This window comes from Lysobacter lycopersici, assembly GCF_007556775.1.
Classification (GTDB): Bacteria; Pseudomonadota; Gammaproteobacteria; order Xanthomonadales; family Xanthomonadaceae; genus Pseudoluteimonas; species Pseudoluteimonas lycopersici.
The window spans coordinates 2,111,503-2,128,628 of record NZ_CP041742.1; the positions used below are offsets into that span (position 1 = coordinate 2,111,503).

Consider the following 17,126-nt stretch of genomic DNA (forward strand, 5'->3'; position numbering starts at 1 on the left):
ACGACACCATGGCCAGGGCATCGGGCGGCGTGGCCGCCATCGCGGGACTGCTGGTGATCGCGGCGATGGGCAGCGCGGACGCCACGGGAAATGCAACGAAGGCGGCGGGCGATGTCGCGTTCGCCGCGGTCGATCCCTTCATCGGCACCGGCGGCGAAGGCCACACCTTCCCCGGCGCGGTGGTGCCGTTCGGCATGGTCCAGCTCAGCCCGGACACGCGCATCCAGCCGCGCAACAAGGCTTATGGCTGGGCCGCGGGCTATCGCCACGACGACACGACGATCGTCGGTTTCTCGCACACGCACTTCTCCGGCACCGGCCATTCCGACCTCGGCGACGTGCTGCTGATGCCGGTCAGCGGCGATGCGAAGCTCGAACGCGGCGATCCGGACAAACCCGGCAGCGGCTACACCTCGCGCTTCAGCCACGACACCGAGGTCGCGCAACCGGGTTATTACGCGGTGACGCTCGCCGACTACGGCGTGCGCGCCGAGCTCACCGCCGGCGAGCGCGTCGGCATGCACCGCTACGCGTTCCCCGCCGGCAAGCCGGCGCACGTGCTGCTCGACCTGCGCACCTCGATGTACGACTACCCGGGCAAGGTGTCGTGGTCGCGCATCCGCGTGCGGGCCGACGGCACCGTGACGGGGTTTCGCGAAACCCGCGGCTGGGCGCCGGGCCGGCAGCTGTACTTCGCGATGCGCTTCTCGCGGCCGATGACCGGCCACGCGTTGGACGACACCGAAGAAAACGTGGCGTACAAGGGCTTCCCGCCGCCGGGCGAGAACGATCCCGCGGCGCGCGCGCAGATCGAGGGCCGCCAGCTCGTCGCGAGCTTCGACTTCGGCGACGGCGCCGCGCTCGGCGCGTCCTCGCCGCTGCTGGTGAAGGTCGCGTTGTCGCCGGTGAGCGAGGAAGGCGCCATCGCCAACCTCGATGCGGAAATGCCCGACTGGGATTTCGAACGCGTGCGCGCGGCGGCGAAGGCGCAATGGGCGCAGGCGCTCGGCGTTGCCGACATCGATGCGCCGGCACCGATGCGCAAGGCGTTCTACACCGCGCTGTACCACGCCTTCCAGGCACCGAGCCTGTTCATGGATGCCGACGGCCGTTATCGCGGGCCGGACAACGCGGTGCACCAGGCAAAAGGTTGGACCAACTATTCGACCTTCTCGCTGTGGGATACCTACCGCGCGCTGCATCCGCTGCTGACGATCCTGCAGCCCGAACAACGCACCAGCGACATCGTCAACTCGCTGCTCGCCTCGCGCCGGGAAAGCCCGTACGGGATCCTGCCGGTGTGGGCGTTCCACGGCCTGGAGACGTGGTGCATGATCGGTTACCACGCGGTGCCGGTGATCGCCGATGCGTACATGAAGGGCATCGGCGGCTTCGACGCGAAGGAAGCGTTGGCCGCGATGGTCGCGAGCGCGACCTACGGTCCCTACGACGGCCTCGGGCAGTACATGCAACTCGGCTACGTGCCGATCGACGAAGAAGGCGAGGCCGCCTCGAAGACGCTGGAATACGCCTTCGACGACTGGACCATCGCGCGCATGGCGTCGAAGATGGGCGATCGCGGCGTCGCCGCGCGGTTCGAACAACGCGCTGGCAACTGGAAGCACGCGTTCGATCCGGAGACCGGCTTCATGCGCGCGCGCAAGCGCGACGGCAGTTTCCGCGTGCCGTTCGATCCGGAAGCCAGCGGCTACGGCACCGACTACACCGAAGGCAATGCCTGGCAATACTCGTGGTACGTGCCGCAGGACGTGGCCGGACTCGCCGCCGCGCATGGCGGTGTCGACAAACTGCTCGCGCGGCTCGATGCGGTGTTCGATGCGAAGGTCGATCCCAAGGTCTTCGCGCACATGGAGGACATCACCGGCCTGATCGGCTGGTACGCGCACGGCAACGAGCCCAGCCACCATGTCGCCTACCTCTACGCCTACGCCGGGCAGCCGTGGCGCACGCAGGCGCGGCTGAAGCAGGTGATGGACACGCAGTACAAGCCGACGCCCGACGGCCTCGCCGGCAACGACGACCTCGGCCAGATGTCGGCGTGGTACGTGTTCACCGCGCTCGGTTTCTATCCGGTCGCGCCGGGCAGCAACCAGTACATCCTCGGCCGCCCGTTCGTGTCGAAGGCAACGCTCGAACTGCCGAACGGCAAGCGCTTCACTATCGTCGCCGACCATCTCGACGACGCGCATCCCTACGTCGGCAGCGTGACCCTCGACGGCAAGCCGCTGGAGCGCGTGTTCATCACCCACCAGGAACTCATGCGCGGCGGCGAACTGCGCTTCGCGATGCAGGTGCAACCGAACCGCGATTGGCCGGGCCCGGACGCGCAGGCGCCGTATTCGATGTCGAGCGATTGATCGCGCGCGGCATCGGTAGAATGCCGCCTTCCGCGGGCCTGTAGCTCAATGGTTAGAGCAGGGGACTCATAATCCCTTGGTTCCAGGTTCGAGTCCTGGCAGGCCCACCAATCGGATTCGCGGAAATCATCCGATCAAGCCGCGGCCGGTACGAGTCCGTTGCGACGCGCGATCCAGTGATCGAGGCTGGCCTTGCCGGGCCCGGTGACGAGCAGCCAGAACAGCACCGCGACGTACAGCACTTCGTCGAGTTCGACGAATTCGTCCAGCGTGGAAATGCCCGGCAGCACGACCACTGCGAGCGCGACCAGCATGTTGACGATCATCGGGATCGTCGCCAGCCGCGTGCCGAGGCCGAGCATCAGCAGCGCGCCGCCGATCAAATCCGTCGCGCCCGACAAGGCCGCGCTGAAGGTCGGGAACGGAATGCCCCATTCGACGAAGCGTCCGCTGAAGAACTCGAGGTTGTGCAACTTGGCCCAGCCGGTTTCCAGCCAGAAGTAGCCGAACACCAGGCGCAGCAGCAGCGGGCCGAGCCATTCGATGCGCTTGATGCGCGCGAGCAGGGAGTCGGCGAAGCGGACGGGGGCGGATTGCATGGGAACCTCGCGGGTAATGGAATCAGTCGGAATCGATGGAATCGGCGGCGAGCAGGCCGTCGGCGAGCCAGCGCTTGAGCAGACTCGCGGCGCGCAATGCGGAAAGTCGTTCGCAGAGTTCGCCGAACGTGGCGTTCGTGTGCAGTGCCTGAAGCGCATCGGCTTCGTCGTCGTCGAGCTGGCGCCAGCGCACGTCGCCATCGGCGTCGCGCCACAGCAGCCAGCGCGCGGGATCGTCACTCGCCGACAAGACGGGCTCGCCGTCGCGGATCGCGAGCCGCGCCGTATCGAGCAGCCGCACGCAAGGATGCAGCCGCAGTCGCAGCCCGGGCCACGCTTCCGGCACGAGCGCGGCGATGTCGTCGAAGTCGAGCGTCGGTGCATCGACGGTATCGAAGGCCCCGGCCTGCAGCCATTCGAAGCGCGCGAGTTCGTGCAGGCCGGGCGGCGCGTCGGCTTGTGCTTCGAGCCAGTCGGCGAACGCCGCGCCGAGATGGCGCACGGAAGGCTGCGTCGACGGATGCGCTTGCAGGTAGCGTTCGGCGAATCCGGCGAATGCGTCTTCGCCCAGCGCATCGCGGGTTGCGGGGAAATCGTTGCCGAGCACCTCGACCAGGCGCAGGCGCCAGGCGTCGGCATAGATGCGCAGCCGGTGCGCGGCATCGGCGCCGCGAACGCGCGGGAAGATTGCGGCATCGTCGTGCAGGATCCGGTCCTGCAAATCGTCGAGCGCCGCGGCGAGCATGTTCATGCCGCGCGCTCCAGCAATGCGCCTGCAGCGATGGATCGCGCGCGGTCCAGTTCGACCAGCGATTCGGCCAGCGGCGGGATGTGGTCGTCGCGTTCGATCATGCCCGGCACCGCGCCGAAGCGGCGCAGCGCGTGCGCGTACAGGCTCCACACGCCTTCGCACACCGGCGCGTCGTGGGTGTCGATCAGCAGCCCGCTGCCGAGCGCGTCCTCGCTGTGCCCGGCAAGATGGATCTGCGCGACGGAATCGCGCGGCAATGCATCGAGGAAGGCGAACGCGTCGAAACCATGGTTGTGCGCGTTCACGTAGACGTTGTTGACGTCCAGCAATAGCGCGCAGCCGCTTTCGGCGACGATGGCGGAGAGGAATGCGGCCTCGTCCAGCTCGTCGCCGGCGAAACGCAGGTAGCTGGACACGTTTTCCAGTGCGAGGCGCGTGCCAAGCGCGTCCTGCACGGCGCGCACGCGCGCGGCGACGTGGCGCACGACCTCGTCGGTCTGCGGCAGCGGCAGCAGGTCGTGCATCTGCACGCCACGGTGCCGGCTCCAGCACAGGTGGTCGGACACGATCGCGGGCTTTGCACGCTTCGCCAGTGTCGCCAGCGAGCGCAGGTAATCGCGGTCGAGCGGATCGCTGCCGCCGATGTTCAATCCCACGCCGTGCATGGCCAACGGCCAGCGTTCGGCGAAGCGGTCGAGCATCGCCAGCGGGCGGCCGCCGTCGACGAGGAAGTTCTCGCTGACGATCTCGAGCCAATCGACGGCATTGTCGGGTCCGTCGAGCAGCGCGGCGTAATGCTGCGGGCGCAGGCCGAGGCCGAATCCATGGAGCGTGCGATTCATGTCGTGGTCGTCGGAAGCGAAGGAAGCGGCGCCCGCGGGGGAGGGAACGGGCGCCGCGCCGGATCAGCTGTTCGACTTCTTCGCCGGCTCGGCCTTGTCGTCCGACTTCGGCATCTCGAAGCGGCCGTTCGCGGTCTTGCACTGCTCGGCGGTGCTCATGGTGAAGCCCTGGCCCTTGCACGCGTTCTGGCCTTTGCAGGCATTGCTCGCGCTCTTGCACGCGCCCTGGCCCTTGCAGGCGTTCGCGCCCATGCAATGACCCATGGCCGAAGTGCCGGCGGCATGGCCGTTCCCGGCCTGGGCGATGGGCGCGGCCAGGAACAGCGCGGCGGCGGCGATGGCGGCGGACAGGCCGGCGGTGGTCTTGTTGGTGGCGTTCATGGAAAGTCCTCGGTCGGGAATGGATGCGCCGCAGCGGCGGCGATGCGCATTCCACGCCCGAACCCGGTGCATCGATATCCCCGCGCGTCCCCGCGATATGCCCGCGCGTCCGCATCGCGGCCGGGCCGGACGGTCGCGCATGCAAACGCGAACGCCCGGTCATGGCCTCGTCCCGGCGGGCGGCTTAGGATGCGGCCATGGATGCATCCGCGCCCGATCCCGCGACACTCGACGACGAAGACCGCGACCGCGTGCTGGAAACGGTGCTCGGCGCGTATCGCATGCGCGTGGAGATCACCGCCGACGTGCGTTATTGCGGCACCTGGTACGACCAGGAACCGGCGACGCGGCACGGCCAGTTCCACCTCCTGACCGAAGGCGAATGCTGGGTCAGCGGCGCGGCGCTGGAAACGCCGTTGCAGCTGCGCGAAGGCGACCTGATCGTGTTCCCCGCTGGCGTGCGCCACCTGCTGTCGGCGGCGCCGGATGCGCATCTGCCGGACGATGCCGAACGCGACGACACCGCCATGCTGTGCGGCGAACTGGAATTCATCACCGGCTCGGGCAATCCCATCTTCAGCGCGTTGCCGGCGTATTTCGTCGTGCGTTCGGACGAAAGCAGCGCCGGCTTCCGCCAGCTCGCGGCGATGCTGATCGAAACCAGCCGCGACAAGCGCTGGGGCCGGCAACTGGTGCAGAACAAGCTCGCCGATTCGCTGTTCACCATGGCCGTGTGCGAATACGTGCGCCGCGCCGAACGCCCGCGCGGCCTGCTCGCCGCACTCACCGACGCGCGCCTGTCGCGCGCGCTGTCGGCGGTGCACGAACGCCCCGGCGAGGACTGGACGATCCAGTCCATGGCGCGGGAGGCGGGCATGTCGCGCACCGCGTTCGCGGAATTGTTCGCCGCGACCGTCGGCGTGCCGCCGATCCAGTATCTCGCCCACTGGCGCGCCACCGAGGCGAGGCGCCTGCTCAAGGACCGGCGTTTCTCGGTCGCCCGCATCGCGGAAATGCTCGGCTACAAGAGCGAGGCCGCGTTCCGCCGCTTCTTCAAGCGCGTGGAAGGCGTCGGGCCGGGCAAGGTGCGCAGCCGCAACGAGGAAGATGCATGAGCACGAACGCATTGCTCGAAACCGTCGAACGCGAGACCGGGCGCGATCCGCGCTGGAGCGTGGTGTGGCTGCACGGCCTCGGCGCCGACGGCAACGACTTCGTGCCGATCCTGCCGGAGCTCGTGCGCCGCGACTGGCCTGCGATCCGCTTCGTGTTCCCGCATGCGCCGCAACGCGCGGTGACGATCAACGGCGGCATGCGCATGCGCGCCTGGTACGACATCGTCGAAGCCGACCTGCGCAATCGCGCCGACATGGCCGGCGTACGCGAATCGGCCGCGCAGGTCGAGGCATTGCTCGCGCGCGAAATCGAACGCGGGATCCCCGCATCGCACATCCTGCTCGCGGGGTTTTCGCAGGGCGGTGCGGTCGCGTTGTCAGCGGGGCTCGCGCGCGAGGAACCGCTCGCCGGTTTGGTCGCGTTGTCGACCTATGTGCCGGGATTGGGTGGGCCGGACGCGCCGCAACCGACGCCCGCCGCGCGCGCGCAACCGGTGTTCATGGCCCACGGCAGCTTCGATCCGGTGGTGCCGGTGTTCGCCGGGCAGGCCAGCGCACAGGCCTTGCAGGCCGACGGCATGCGCATCGAATGGCGCGCGTATCCGATGGCGCACCAGGTCTGCGCCGAGGAAATCCGCGACCTCGGCGACTGGATGGCGGCGCGCTTCGCCGCAGGCTGAGGCATGCCGCCATTCGGGACACAGGCTACTATCGCGCCGAACTGCGCCTGCCGGTGCCAAGGGAGGGAGCGGCCTGACAAGGCCGCGGCCGCATGAGGATCGTGATTGCCGACGACGAACCGCTCGCGCGCGAACGCCTGCGCGCCTTGCTCGCCGAGCAAGCCGGCGTCGAAGTCGTGGCCGAGGCCGAGGACGGCGAAGCGGCGCTGCACGCCTGCGCCGACCTCAAGCCCGACCTCGTGCTGCTCGACATCGCCATGCCCGGCATCGACGGACTCGAGGCCGCGCGCCACCTCGCCGCGTTCGAACCGCGCCCGGCGGTGGTGTTCTGCACCGCCTACGACGCGCATGCGCTGTCCGCGTTCGACGCGCAGGCCATCGATTACCTGGTCAAGCCGGTGCGTTCCGAGCGCCTTGCCGCCGCGCTCGATCGTGCGCGCACCTTCGCCGCGGGACGCGAGCACGCGGTGTCCGGGCCGGGCCAGCGGCGCACGCACCTGTGCGCGCGCATCCGCGGCAGCCTGCGCCTGATCCCGATCGAGGACGTGCACTACCTGCAGGCGGAGGAAAAGTACGTCGTCGTGCACCACGCCCGCGGCGAGGACCTGATCGAGGAATCGCTGAAGTCGCTGGAGGAGGAGTTCGGCGAACGCTTCGTGCGCATCCACCGCAATTGCCTCGTCGCCCGCCACGAACTGGTCGAACTCAAGCGCGCGCCCGACGGCCACGTGCAGGTGGTGCTGCGCCACGGCCAGGCGCCGCTGGAGGTCAGCCGCCGCTGTGTGTCGGCGTTGCGCGAGACCGTTCGCCACCTGTGATTCGATTTTCCCTCTCCCCGTGTCACGGGGAGAGGGAAGAAAAAGCGATAATCCGCGCATGACCACGCTGCGCATCGCCACCCGCAAAAGCCCGCTCGCGCTGTGGCAGAGCGAACACGTCGCCGCGCGACTGCGCGCCGCGCACCCCCGCCTCGCCGTCGAACTGGTGCCGATGAGCACCCGCGGCGACGAGGTGCTGGATCGCTCGCTCGCCGCGATCGGTGGCAAGGGCCTGTTCCTCAAGGAGCTCGAACTTGCGATGCAGCGCGGCGAATCCGACTGCGCGGTGCATTCGCTCAAGGACGTGCCGATGGAACTCGAACCGGGCTTCGCGTTGCCGGCGATCCTCGAGCGCGAGGATGCGGCCGATGCCTTCGTGTCGAATGATTACGCGGACATCGATGCGCTGCCGCAAGGCGCGCGGGTTGGCACCTCTTCGCTGCGGCGGCAGGCGCAGTTGCGTGCATTGCGTCCCGATCTCGAACTCCGCGATCTGCGCGGCAACGTCGGCACACGCCTGGGCAAGCTCGACGCCGGCGAATACGACGCCATCGTCCTCGCCTGCGCGGGCCTGAAGCGCCTCGGCTTCGGCGAACGCATCCGCGCGCGGCTGGATGCGCCGCAGTGGCTGCCGGCGCCGGCGCAGGGCGCGATCGCGGTCGAATGCCGCGAAGGCGACGACACGTTGCGCGAATTGTTGTCGGTACTGGATCACGCCGATACGCGCGTGCGGGTCGAAGCCGAGCGCGCGATGAACCGCGCGTTGCACGGCAGTTGCCACGTGCCGGTGGCCGCGTTCGCGACGCTCGATGGCGAGCACCTGTCGCTGTCCGGATTGGTCGGTTCCGCCATCGATGGCCGTGTCGTGCGCGCCGATGCGAAGGGTCGCGGCGATGCGCCGGAATGCCTCGGGCTGGAAGTCGCGGAATTGCTGCTGGCGCAGGGCGCGCGCGGTTTGATCGACGCGGCGTTGTAGGGGCGACGCCAGATCGCTCGGATCCGGCGTCGCCGTCCATCAGCGGAAGTAGTCATGGCGGTTCATGCCGTCGAAAGCCGCCGGAATCGAGGCAGCAGCGCTTGAACCGGTTTCCGGAGCCGCATGGGCATGGATCGTTGCGGCCGAGTTTCTCGCAGAGTTCCTTGTCGCCGTGGACAAAACCTGCGGCCTTTCTTCACGCGGGTTTCGGAAGGGAAGCCCTTGCGGCGCTTGCTCGTGGTCTCAAAAGGAGGCCTGGTCGTGGTTGCGTTTCATGGCACGTCTCCATGTGTCTGCCCGTTGCGGGCGGCGCATTCTACGTCGGCAGCAATCGCTTTTGTAGGAGCGGGTTGATGGCTTAGGTCGCGAGCCGACGATAACCAGCATATGACCAGGCCAGAACGACCAGTCCGCACCAAACCAATGCAAATTTCGTCAACTGAGTGGCAAACAAAAGATGAGGGAATGAACTGAGCAAGGGTTCATGGCGAAGAACGGGGAGAAGTTCCTGCGTCCAATATGAAGCGTACGCATCCGCTGCATAGTAAAGAGGGGCGACCCAGCCAGCACTCAGAAGCGCGACGGCTGCGGCTTTTAGCTTTTGTGCCTTCATCAAATGCCTCATTGGGTTCTGCTCAGTAATACAACGTCACCAAATGCTTCGCCTGGGCGAAGAACAGCCAGCGTTCGAGGAAGGCGCCGCAAATCGCGCAGAGCGTGGCGATGTCGAGCCACGGCCACGGACGTGAAGTCGCGATCGCCAGCGCGATGCAGAGAATCGGAAGCGCGGCGAACAGCAGCAAAGAAAACACGCGCATCTTCCGCGCATGTTTGCGCGCGACGACGAAGCCCATTTCCTTGGTCAAATAATTCGCCTCGGTGTGCGGTCGTTCGAACACCGATGGCTTGCGGTTCGGCAGGCCGATGGCATCGCCGCGGGTTTGCGGCAGCGGCTTCGCATCGATCGCACGCCAGTAGGCGAGCTTCAGGATAGCCATCGCGATGGTGAGTACAAGCAGCACCGGCAGCGCGAAACGCAGCACCGGCGTCGGTTGCGGCAATGCGGCGAAGGCGAGTCCGCCGGTGAGCAGGGCGAAGCCGATGTAGCCCGGCAGCACCAGCGGATGCCGCCACGCGGGGATCGGCTTCAGCGAGGCGTAGATCATCGCGGTGCTGCAGATGGTGCCGAGCGCGCACACGGCGAGCAGGGCGGCGAGCGGGCGTTGCACGATCTCGTGCGGGATCGGCAGCGGAGCGACCATCAGCACCGCGACGGCGAGGGTCGCGACCGCCATCACGCCCTCGCGCGACATCCACGACGTGCGCCATTGCGTGAACGCGCGCCACACGCGCAGCGGTTTGCCGAGGTGCCACAGCGAAGCGACGATGCCGATGGTGGTCAGCACCGCGCCGAGCAGCAGCGCGAAGAACCAGCCGATGGGTTCGAAGTCGTAGGCACGCGGCCCGAGCGCGATGCGCAGGCCCAGCCATAGCCACAGGCCGTAGCCGGTGCCGGAGAGCGTGGTGAAGAGGATGACGGAAAGGGCCGGGTTCATGCGTCAGCGCTTGAGGATGCGGTTCAACCAGCGCTGCGCGAGGTTGCCGGTGTCGGCCTGCGAAGCATCGTCCGTCGTCGCGTCATCTCCCGTGCGGCGCGGGCGCGGCGGCAGGTAGCGGTTCACCGGCTGGTAGCCGAGTTCGGGCATCAGCGCCACGCCGCCGCGTTCGGCCACGAGTTTCGACACATCCGAATCCGGATCGCCGAGGTCGCCGAAATGCCGCGCGCGGGTCGGGCAGGCCTGCACGCAGGCCGGCTGGCGATCGATCTCGTCGAGCTTGTCGTTGTAGATGCGGTCCACGCACAGCGTGCATTTCTTCATCACGCCTTCGACGTGCGAATACTCGCGCGCGCCATAGGGGCAAGCCCAGCTGCACAGCTTGCAGCCGATGCACTTGTCCTCGTCGACCAGCACGATGCCGTCCTCGGCGCGCTTGTAGCTGGCGCCGGTCGGGCAGACGGTCACGCAGGCCGGTGTTTCGCAATGCAGGCAGGAACGCGGGAAGTGCAATGTCTGCGCGGGCTGCTTCGTCGCCGCGTCCGCTTCCAGCTCGTAGCTGTGCACGCGGTTGAACCACACGCCCTGCGGATCCTTGCCGTAGGGGCGCTCGTCGGTCAACGGCCCGGCGATACCGCCCGCGTTCCACTCCTTGCAGCTGGTGGCGCAGGCGTGGCAGCCGACGCAGGTGTCGAGGTCGATGACCAGCCCGAGCTTCTTCTTCGATGGCGGCGGCAATGCGGTCATCCGGAGGGAATGATACGCGCGCGGTCGCCGCGGGTCAGGGATAGAACGGCCAGAACCGAGGGATCAGCCACATCGAGAGCACGCAGAACAGCGCGATCAGCGGGATGCCCACCTTCATGAAATCGGTGAAGCGGTAGCCGCCGGCGTAATACACCATGGTGTTGGTCGGATAGCCCACGGGCGTGGCGAACGAGGTCGCCGCGGCGAACGCCACCGCGACCACGAACGGGCGCGGGTCTGCGTGGATGGAATGCGCCATCGCGATCGCGATGCCGACCATCAGCACCACCGAGGGGTTGTGGCCCATCAGTTCGGTCAGCAGCGCGGTGAGCAGGTACACCACGAGCAGCGCGAGCAGCGGCCCGTGGTCGCCGACCAGGCCCATGCTGGCCGAGACCACGGCATCGGCCAGGCCGGTCTTCTCGATCGCGATGCCCAGCGGCAAAATCGCGCCGAGCAGGACGATGATCTTCCAGTCCATCGACTGGTAGATGTCGCGGCGCCCGTAGCAGCCGGCGAAGGCCATCGCCACCGCGCCGCAGATCGCGGCCGCGGGGATCGGCAGCCAGTGCATGCCGGAGGCCAGCACCACCGATGCCATGATCCCGACTGCCAGCCAGGCCTTGCGCGGGGTCGCCGGCGCTTCCTCGCGCGCGCTGAGCACGATGAAGCGGTCGTCGATGCGCAGCCGTGCTACCTTGTCTTCGTCGACCAGCATCAGCAGCACGTCGCCGAGATCCAGTTCCACCGATTTCAGAGTGCTGTGCAGCACGTGGCCGCGGCGGTGGATGGCGAGCACGTTGGCGTCGTACAGCCACTGCAGGTTCAAGTCGGGCAGGGTGCGTCCCTGCGCGCGGCTCGCCGGCGCGACCATGATCTCGACCAGCACGCGCGGGTCGTCGCCTTCCTGCATGTAGCGGTGCTCGGGCGCGTGTTCCAGCCGCGCGGCCTTGCGGAAGTCCTCGATCTTCTCCCACTCGCCGCGCACCAGCAGCACGTCGCCGACCTGCAGCTTTTCCGACTGCGGCGACCACAGTTCCTGTTCGCCGCGCACCAGCTGGAGCGGGTGGACGCCGAACTTCTCGCCCATGCCGACGTCTTCGATGGTCTTGTCGCGCACGGCGGAATCGCGGCCGACGCGCAGTTCGGCCACGTACTTGCCGAGGGCGCGTTCCACGGGCAATTCGGCGTCGGATTTCTGCGGCAGCATCCAGCGACCGATCAGCAGCAGGTAGGCGATGCCGACCAGCGCCAGGATGGCGCCGAGCTTGGTGAATTCGAATACGCCGAATGGCGGCAGGCCGTGCTTCTGCGCCAGCGTGTCGGTGAGCAGGTTCGACGAAGTGCCGATCAGCGTGCACACGCCGCCCATCTGCGCCGCGTAGGCCATCGGCATCAGCACCCGCGCCGGGGAAGTGCCGGAACGCGCGCACACGCGCAGCGCCAGCGGCAGGAAGGTGGCGACCAGCGCGATGTTCTTCACGAACGCGCCCATCGGCGCGATGGTCAGCATCATCGCCAGGGTCAGCAGCCACGGTTTCCTGATCCGCGACAGCCAGCGGATCAGCGGTTCCAGCGCGCCGGAGCGTTCGATGCCCAGGCTCAGCGCGAACATCGCCGCGACGGTGATGGTGGCTTCGTTGCTGAAGCCGCTCAGCGCCTCGTCGAGGCCGACGATGCGCAGGATGACCAGCAGCGCGAGTACGACCAGCGCGACCAGGTCGATGCGGATCTTCTCGCTGGCGAAGGCAATGACCGCCGCGATGATGATGGCGACGGTGGCCCAAGCTTGCCATCCCATGCGATGCGGGTCTCCGTTGAGCGACGGGCGGGGAATCGCGGCGCCGGGATCGATCCTGCGGGCCGCGGGGACCGACACCATAACCCAGCGGGCGCCCGCCGTCGCCCCGGCAGACTGCGATCAGGCCGGTTTGCGGCGCCGGATCGCCTCGGGAAGATCGTCGACGCGGCGCATTTCCGCATCGAGCGCGGCCGGATCGCGCGCGTAGGCCAGCGCGAGGTCGGTGGCGTCGTTGCCCCAGAACAATTCATCGCGAACCTTCAGCGTCGGCACGCCGAATACGCCGAGGCGGATCGCTTCCTCGCCGTTCGCCTGCAGTTCGCGCTTGACCTCGTCGCGGGCGATGGCGGCCGCGGGATCGGCCATGCCTAGCGACTGCGCGACATCGGCCAGCGTTTCGGCGCTGTCGCCCTGCGAGCCGCGTTCCCACAAGTGCGCGAAGATCGCGTCGATCGCCTGCATCCGATCCGCCGCGGCAAGGCACAGCCGCAGCGCGGGCAAGGGATTGAACGGATGCGCCGGCGGGAAATGCAGCGGAATGCCGAGCTCGCGCGCCTGCCACAGCGCGATGCGATAGGTGTGGCGGCGCTTCTGCGGGATTTCCGCCGGCCCGAGCTGGCCGTGGTGGTTGAGCAGGGCCGCGAACAGCAACGGCTTCGGGTTCAAGGCCACGCCCGGATGGTCGCGGCACAGGCGTCGCCACTGCAAATACGCGAACGGCGAAATGAAATCGAAGTACCAATCCAGCGGCGCGCTCATTTCGCGTTGCCCTTGCGGAAGCCTGCGCCGTAGCGCAGCGGTTTTTCGCTCGCTTCGGGGAAATCCAGTGGCGCGAATTGCGGCGCGCTTTCACCGGCATCGTCGCGCAGCGTGCGGGACATGCTTTTTTGAATCTGCACGCGCAGGTCGAACCACGCGGCCTGGCCGGTGACCGGATCGGCGTTGGCGTAATCGCCTTTCGGCGTCACGTCGGAAATCAGATGGTTGAGCAGGAAGCCCTGTTCGCCTTCCGGCGCGTTTTTCGCCAGCCGCCACGCGCCGCGGCGCTTGCCGATGGCGTTCCAGGTCCACACCGTGCCCGGCTGCACGTTGCCGGCGAATTTCGCCTGCACGGTGATCGCGCCGTGGTGCGAACGCACTTCGATCCATTCCTCGTCGGCGATCCCGTGCTTCGCGCCGGTCTCCGGGTGCAGGTACAGGAAATTGCGCGCGGTGATCTGCCGCAGCCATGCGTTCTGCGATCCCCAGGCGTGGTACATGAACATCGGGCGCTGGGTCACCGCGTTCAGCGGGAATGCCTCTCGCGAGGTCTGGTCGTGCTCGAACGGCTCGTACCAGATCGGCAGTGGATCGAAATACGTCGCGACGCGCTCGCGGTGTTCCGGCGGTGGCTGGTGCGGGCCGTGGCCCTGCGCGGCGAGGCGGAATTTCTGCAGCGTTTCCGAATACAGCTGCATCACGATCGGCGCATCGTTCGCCACGAAGCCGAAACGTTGCGCCCACCGCAGGTAATCGCGGTTCGCCATCTTGTAATAGCGCGCGGATTCGGGAATCGGCGCGTGCCAGAAGCCGCCGTGATCGATGTAGCGCTGCAACTGTTCGGGATTCGGCGCGCCCTTGCCTTCGCTGTTGCCGTCCTCGCCCCGCCAGCCGGCGAGCAAGCCGACGCCGGGCGCACGTTCGTGGCGCACGATGTAATCGGCGTAGTCGCGGTACTTCGCCGAACCATCCTCGTTCACCAGTCCCGGCAGGCCGAGCCGCGCGCCGAGTTCGATCAGCGCCGACTGGAAGCCGCGCACGTCGCGCGGTTTTCCATCTTCATCCAGTTGCGTCTGCGGATCGAATACCGGATGCCGGATCGCATCGCTCGCCGCATCAGCGTCGGAGATCGGACGATCCAGCAACGAAATCGCGTCGAAGCGTTCGAGGTAGGTCGTGTCCGGCAAGACGAGATCGGCGTAGGCCACCATCTCCGAGGCGTAGGCATCGGAATAGATGATGCGCGGGATCCTGTAATCGCCGTTCTCGTCCTTGTCGGTGAGCCAGTGCATGGTCTCGCGCGTGTTCATCGCCGAGTTCCAGCTCATGTTCGCCATGAACATGAACAGCGTGTCGATTTTGTACGGATCGCCGGCATGCGCGTTGCGGATGACGGTATGCATCATTCCGTGCGCGGACAGTGGATAGGCCCAGGAGTAGGCGTGGTCGATGCGGCGCGGCTGGCCGTTCGCATCGACGACGAGGTCTTCCGGCCCGTGCACGAAACCGAGTGGGCCTGCGTCGAGCGTACCGTCGGCCTTGCGCGCTTTCGCGGGACGGTTGCCGGGCGGAATCGGCTTCGGATACGGCGGCTGGTAGCGGAACGAACCCGGTGCGTCGATGGCGCCGAGCAGCAGTTGCAACAGGTGCAGGGCGCGGCAGGTGTGGAAGCCGTTGCTGTGCGCGCTGATGCCGCGCATCGCGTGCATCGAAACGGGTCGACCGACCATTTCGGAATGCTCGCGGCCCCAGCTGTCGGTCCAGGCGATCGGCAGCGAGAATTTCGAATCGAACGCGGCTTCGGCCAGTTCGCGCGCGATGCGGCGAATGGTGTCGGCCGGAATTCCGCAGCGTTCGCTGACCGCTTCCGGCGCGTATTTCGGATCGAGGTAGCGATCTGCGATCAACTGGAAGACGGGACGTGCCTTCCTTCCGTCCGGCAACACGTACTCGCCGACGACGGCGGGGGAGATGTCGATGGCGTTCGCATCGACGAATCGCACTCCCTCCCCTTCTGCAGAAGGGGAGGGTTGGGGTGGGGTTGTGTTTCCAGTTCCACCAACCCCCTCCCAACCCCCCCCTTCCGGGGAAGGGGGAGGAGCGACGGCGCACAGCGCATTCCCATCCGCATCGCGCGCGAACAGGCCATCGTCCGCGCCGCCGGGGTTGTCGATCACCAGCCAGTGCGCATTCGCGTAGCGCACCAAGTAGTCGAGGTCGATGCGGTCCATGCGCAGAAGTTCGTGCGCCAGCGCGAACGCGAACAGGCCGTCGGTGCCCGGGCGGATGCCGATCCATTCGTCGGCGATGGCGCCGTAGCCGCTGCGCACCGGGTTCACCGCCACGATCTTCGCGCCGCGCGCCTTCAACTTGCCGAGGCCGAGCTTGATCGGATTGGAATCGTGGTCTTCGGCCACGCCCCACAGCATCAGGTAACGCGTGTGTTCCCAGTCCGGTTCGCCGAATTCCCAGAAACTGCCGCCGATGGCATACAGCCCGCCGGCGGCCATGTTCACCGAGCAGAAGCCGCCGTGCGCGGCGTAATTGATGGTGCCGAACTGCTGCGCCCACCAGCCGGTCAGCGCCTGCGACTGGTCGCGGCCGGTGAAGAACGCCAACTCGTCCGGATTGCGTTCGCGGATCGGCGCCAGCCACGAAGTGGCGATGTCCAGCGCTTCGTCCCATTCGATCTCGCGGAATTCACCCGCTCCGCGTTCGCCGACGCGCAGCAACGGCTTGCGCAGCCGCGCCGGCGAGTAGTGCTGCATGATCCCGCTCGCGCCCTTGGCGCAGAGCACGCCCTGGTTGACCGGGTGCTCGCGGTTGCCCTGGATGTAGCGGATCTGGCCGTCCTTCACCCAGACTTTTATTCCGCAGCGGCAGGCGCACATGTAGCACGTGGTGCGCTTGACCTCGTCGCCGGGCGAAGGGGAGAGATCGAGCGTCGGCTGCGTCATGCGTGCATTGTGCCTGCGTCGATGCCGCGACGCGATGCGGCCTACTTCGGCGGCTCGATCGAAATCGTCGGATCGTCGAAGCGCGAATACTTGATCGTCGCCTGGCCCATCGGGTTGTTGGCCAGGATCTGCAACGGCAAGCCGGCATCGCCGATCCAGATCGTGGTGGTGGTTTCCTTGGGCTGGGCCACGTGCACCACGTACTTCTTCGCGGATTGCCCGTCGACGCTGTCGCTGCCCTGGTCGTCGACGGTCATGTTGGCCTGGGCATCGGCCAGCTTGGCGGGATCGCGCCATTGCGTCAGCGTGCCCGCCGGCATCGGCACCTGCATCGTGCGGCCGTTGATGTCCATGTACATGGTGTCGCCGACGATCACCTGGCTGCCGCGGCCCGCCATTTCCATCCGGTAGCGATCCGGCGCGACGAAATCGACGGCATTGTCGATCGGTCCGCGCGGGCCACCTTCGAGGTGCATCGCGGCGTGGTAGCTGTGCACGCCGGTGAACTTGCGCATCGCAGCGACGACCTCGCCCTTGGCGTCGGGCAGCACGGCTTGCGCGACTGCGGCAACCGGGTTCGCGGCGGCCGGTGCGGAAGCGGCGGCGGGGGACGAGGCGTTGGCGGCGGTATCGGGCGTGGCCGCGGGCTTGCAGGCGGCGAGGATAGTGAGCAGGGCGAGGGCGAGCGAAGTCCGGCGGTTCATGGCATGGCTCCAGTGGGCGTGCCCGGGAGAACGCGTTGCCGCTCCGGCAACGGCCGGCACGG

Annotated in this window: 16 protein-coding genes, 1 tRNA gene and 1 pseudogene; 6 read left to right on the forward strand and 12 right to left on the reverse strand. The window is 67.5% G+C overall.

All coding sequences use genetic code 11. The annotated features are described in order from the left end of the window. Positions 1-65 precede the first annotated feature (65 nt). Positions 66-2,378 (forward strand): GH92 family glycosyl hydrolase, encoded by a 2,313-nt coding sequence (locus FNZ56_RS10400; RefSeq protein WP_246064786.1) that lies wholly within the window; start codon positions 66-68, stop codon positions 2,376-2,378. Positions 2,379-2,412: 34 nt separating this feature from the next. Further along, positions 2,413-2,488 (forward strand) — tRNA-Ile (locus FNZ56_RS10405). 24 nt (positions 2,489-2,512) lie between these two features. Here the strand turns inward: FNZ56_RS10405 and FNZ56_RS10410 are convergent. From FNZ56_RS10410 to bufA2, 4 genes are all read right to left on the reverse strand, one after another. After that, positions 2,513-2,977, reverse strand: a complete 465-nt coding sequence (locus FNZ56_RS10410; RefSeq protein WP_143879774.1) for a DoxX family protein — start codon at positions 2,975-2,977, stop codon at positions 2,513-2,515. Between the two features lie 22 nt (positions 2,978-2,999). Further along, positions 3,000-3,728 carry an HvfC/BufC family peptide modification chaperone gene (locus FNZ56_RS10415; RefSeq protein ID WP_143879775.1) on the reverse strand — a complete coding sequence of 243 codons (729 nt, stop codon included), beginning with the start codon at positions 3,726-3,728 and terminating at the stop codon, positions 3,000-3,002. Beyond that, positions 3,725-4,570 carry an MNIO family bufferin maturase gene (gene bufB, locus FNZ56_RS10420; protein ID WP_143879776.1) on the reverse strand — a complete coding sequence of 282 codons (846 nt, stop codon included), beginning with the start codon at positions 4,568-4,570 and terminating at the stop codon, positions 3,725-3,727. Before bufB ends, FNZ56_RS10415 begins: the two co-directional genes overlap by 4 nt. A gap of 63 nt (positions 4,571-4,633) precedes the next feature. Continuing rightward, positions 4,634-4,951 carry a BufA2 family periplasmic bufferin-type metallophore gene (gene bufA2 / locus FNZ56_RS10425; RefSeq protein WP_143879777.1) on the reverse strand — a complete coding sequence of 106 codons (318 nt, stop codon included), beginning with the start codon at positions 4,949-4,951 and terminating at the stop codon, positions 4,634-4,636. A 197-nt stretch (positions 4,952-5,148) separates the two neighbouring features. Here bufA2 and FNZ56_RS10430 point away from each other — a divergent pair, with 197 nt between their 5' ends. The 4 genes from FNZ56_RS10430 to hemC all read left to right on the forward strand — a co-directional run bounded on the left by FNZ56_RS10430 (position 5,149) and on the right by hemC (position 8,540). Continuing rightward, entirely contained in the window at positions 5,149-6,066 is a 918-nt protein-coding gene (locus FNZ56_RS10430; RefSeq protein ID WP_143879778.1) for an AraC family transcriptional regulator, read from the forward strand. An 11-nt stretch (positions 6,067-6,077) separates the two neighbouring features. Continuing rightward, on the forward strand, positions 6,078-6,746 hold the full coding sequence (locus FNZ56_RS10435) for an alpha/beta hydrolase (RefSeq protein ID WP_143880341.1): 669 nt from the start codon (positions 6,078-6,080) through the stop codon (positions 6,744-6,746). Between the two features lie 92 nt (positions 6,747-6,838). Then, the gene (locus tag FNZ56_RS10440) at positions 6,839-7,564 is read left to right on the forward strand and encodes a LytR/AlgR family response regulator transcription factor (RefSeq protein WP_143879779.1); all 726 of its coding nucleotides are present in this window, start codon (positions 6,839-6,841) and stop codon (positions 7,562-7,564) included. A gap of 58 nt (positions 7,565-7,622) precedes the next feature. Beyond that, on the forward strand, positions 7,623-8,540 hold the full coding sequence (hemC, locus tag FNZ56_RS10445) for a hydroxymethylbilane synthase (protein WP_143879780.1): 918 nt from the start codon (positions 7,623-7,625) through the stop codon (positions 8,538-8,540). 52 nt (positions 8,541-8,592) lie between these two features. On the opposite strand, the pseudogene FNZ56_RS13070 reads toward hemC, so the two are convergent. The 8 genes and pseudogenes from FNZ56_RS13070 to FNZ56_RS12985 form a co-directional block, all read right to left on the reverse strand. After that, positions 8,593-8,682: pseudogene (locus FNZ56_RS13070) on the reverse strand (SEC-C metal-binding domain-containing protein); the annotation flags it as partial. Between the two features lie 216 nt (positions 8,683-8,898). Continuing rightward, positions 8,899-9,153 carry a hypothetical protein gene (locus FNZ56_RS10455; protein ID WP_143879781.1) on the reverse strand — a complete coding sequence of 85 codons (255 nt, stop codon included), beginning with the start codon at positions 9,151-9,153 and terminating at the stop codon, positions 8,899-8,901. Positions 9,154-9,175: 22 nt separating this feature from the next. Further along, positions 9,176-10,096, reverse strand: a complete 921-nt coding sequence (locus FNZ56_RS10460; RefSeq protein ID WP_143879782.1) for a dimethyl sulfoxide reductase anchor subunit family protein — start codon at positions 10,094-10,096, stop codon at positions 9,176-9,178. A gap of 3 nt (positions 10,097-10,099) precedes the next feature. Beyond that, a complete protein-coding gene (locus FNZ56_RS10465) occupies positions 10,100-10,843 on the reverse strand; it encodes a 4Fe-4S dicluster domain-containing protein (protein WP_143879783.1) in 744 nt (247 codons plus the stop codon). Positions 10,844-10,877: 34 nt separating this feature from the next. Continuing rightward, positions 10,878-12,644, reverse strand: coding sequence for an SLC13 family permease (locus FNZ56_RS10470; RefSeq protein ID WP_143879784.1), 1,767 nt, complete (start codon positions 12,642-12,644; stop codon positions 10,878-10,880). A 120-nt stretch (positions 12,645-12,764) separates the two neighbouring features. Beyond that, complete coding sequence (locus FNZ56_RS10475; RefSeq protein ID WP_143879785.1) at positions 12,765-13,403, reverse strand: 2-hydroxychromene-2-carboxylate isomerase; 639 nt, start codon at positions 13,401-13,403, stop codon at positions 12,765-12,767. Then, entirely contained in the window at positions 13,400-16,360 is a 2,961-nt protein-coding gene (locus tag FNZ56_RS10480) for a molybdopterin oxidoreductase family protein (protein WP_143879786.1), read from the reverse strand. Before FNZ56_RS10480 ends, FNZ56_RS10475 begins: the two co-directional genes overlap by 4 nt. Positions 16,361-16,401: 41 nt before the next feature. Continuing rightward, a complete protein-coding gene (locus FNZ56_RS12985; RefSeq protein ID WP_143879787.1) occupies positions 16,402-17,064 on the reverse strand; it encodes a LolA-like protein in 663 nt (220 codons plus the stop codon). Between the last annotated feature and the right edge of the window lie 62 nt (positions 17,065-17,126).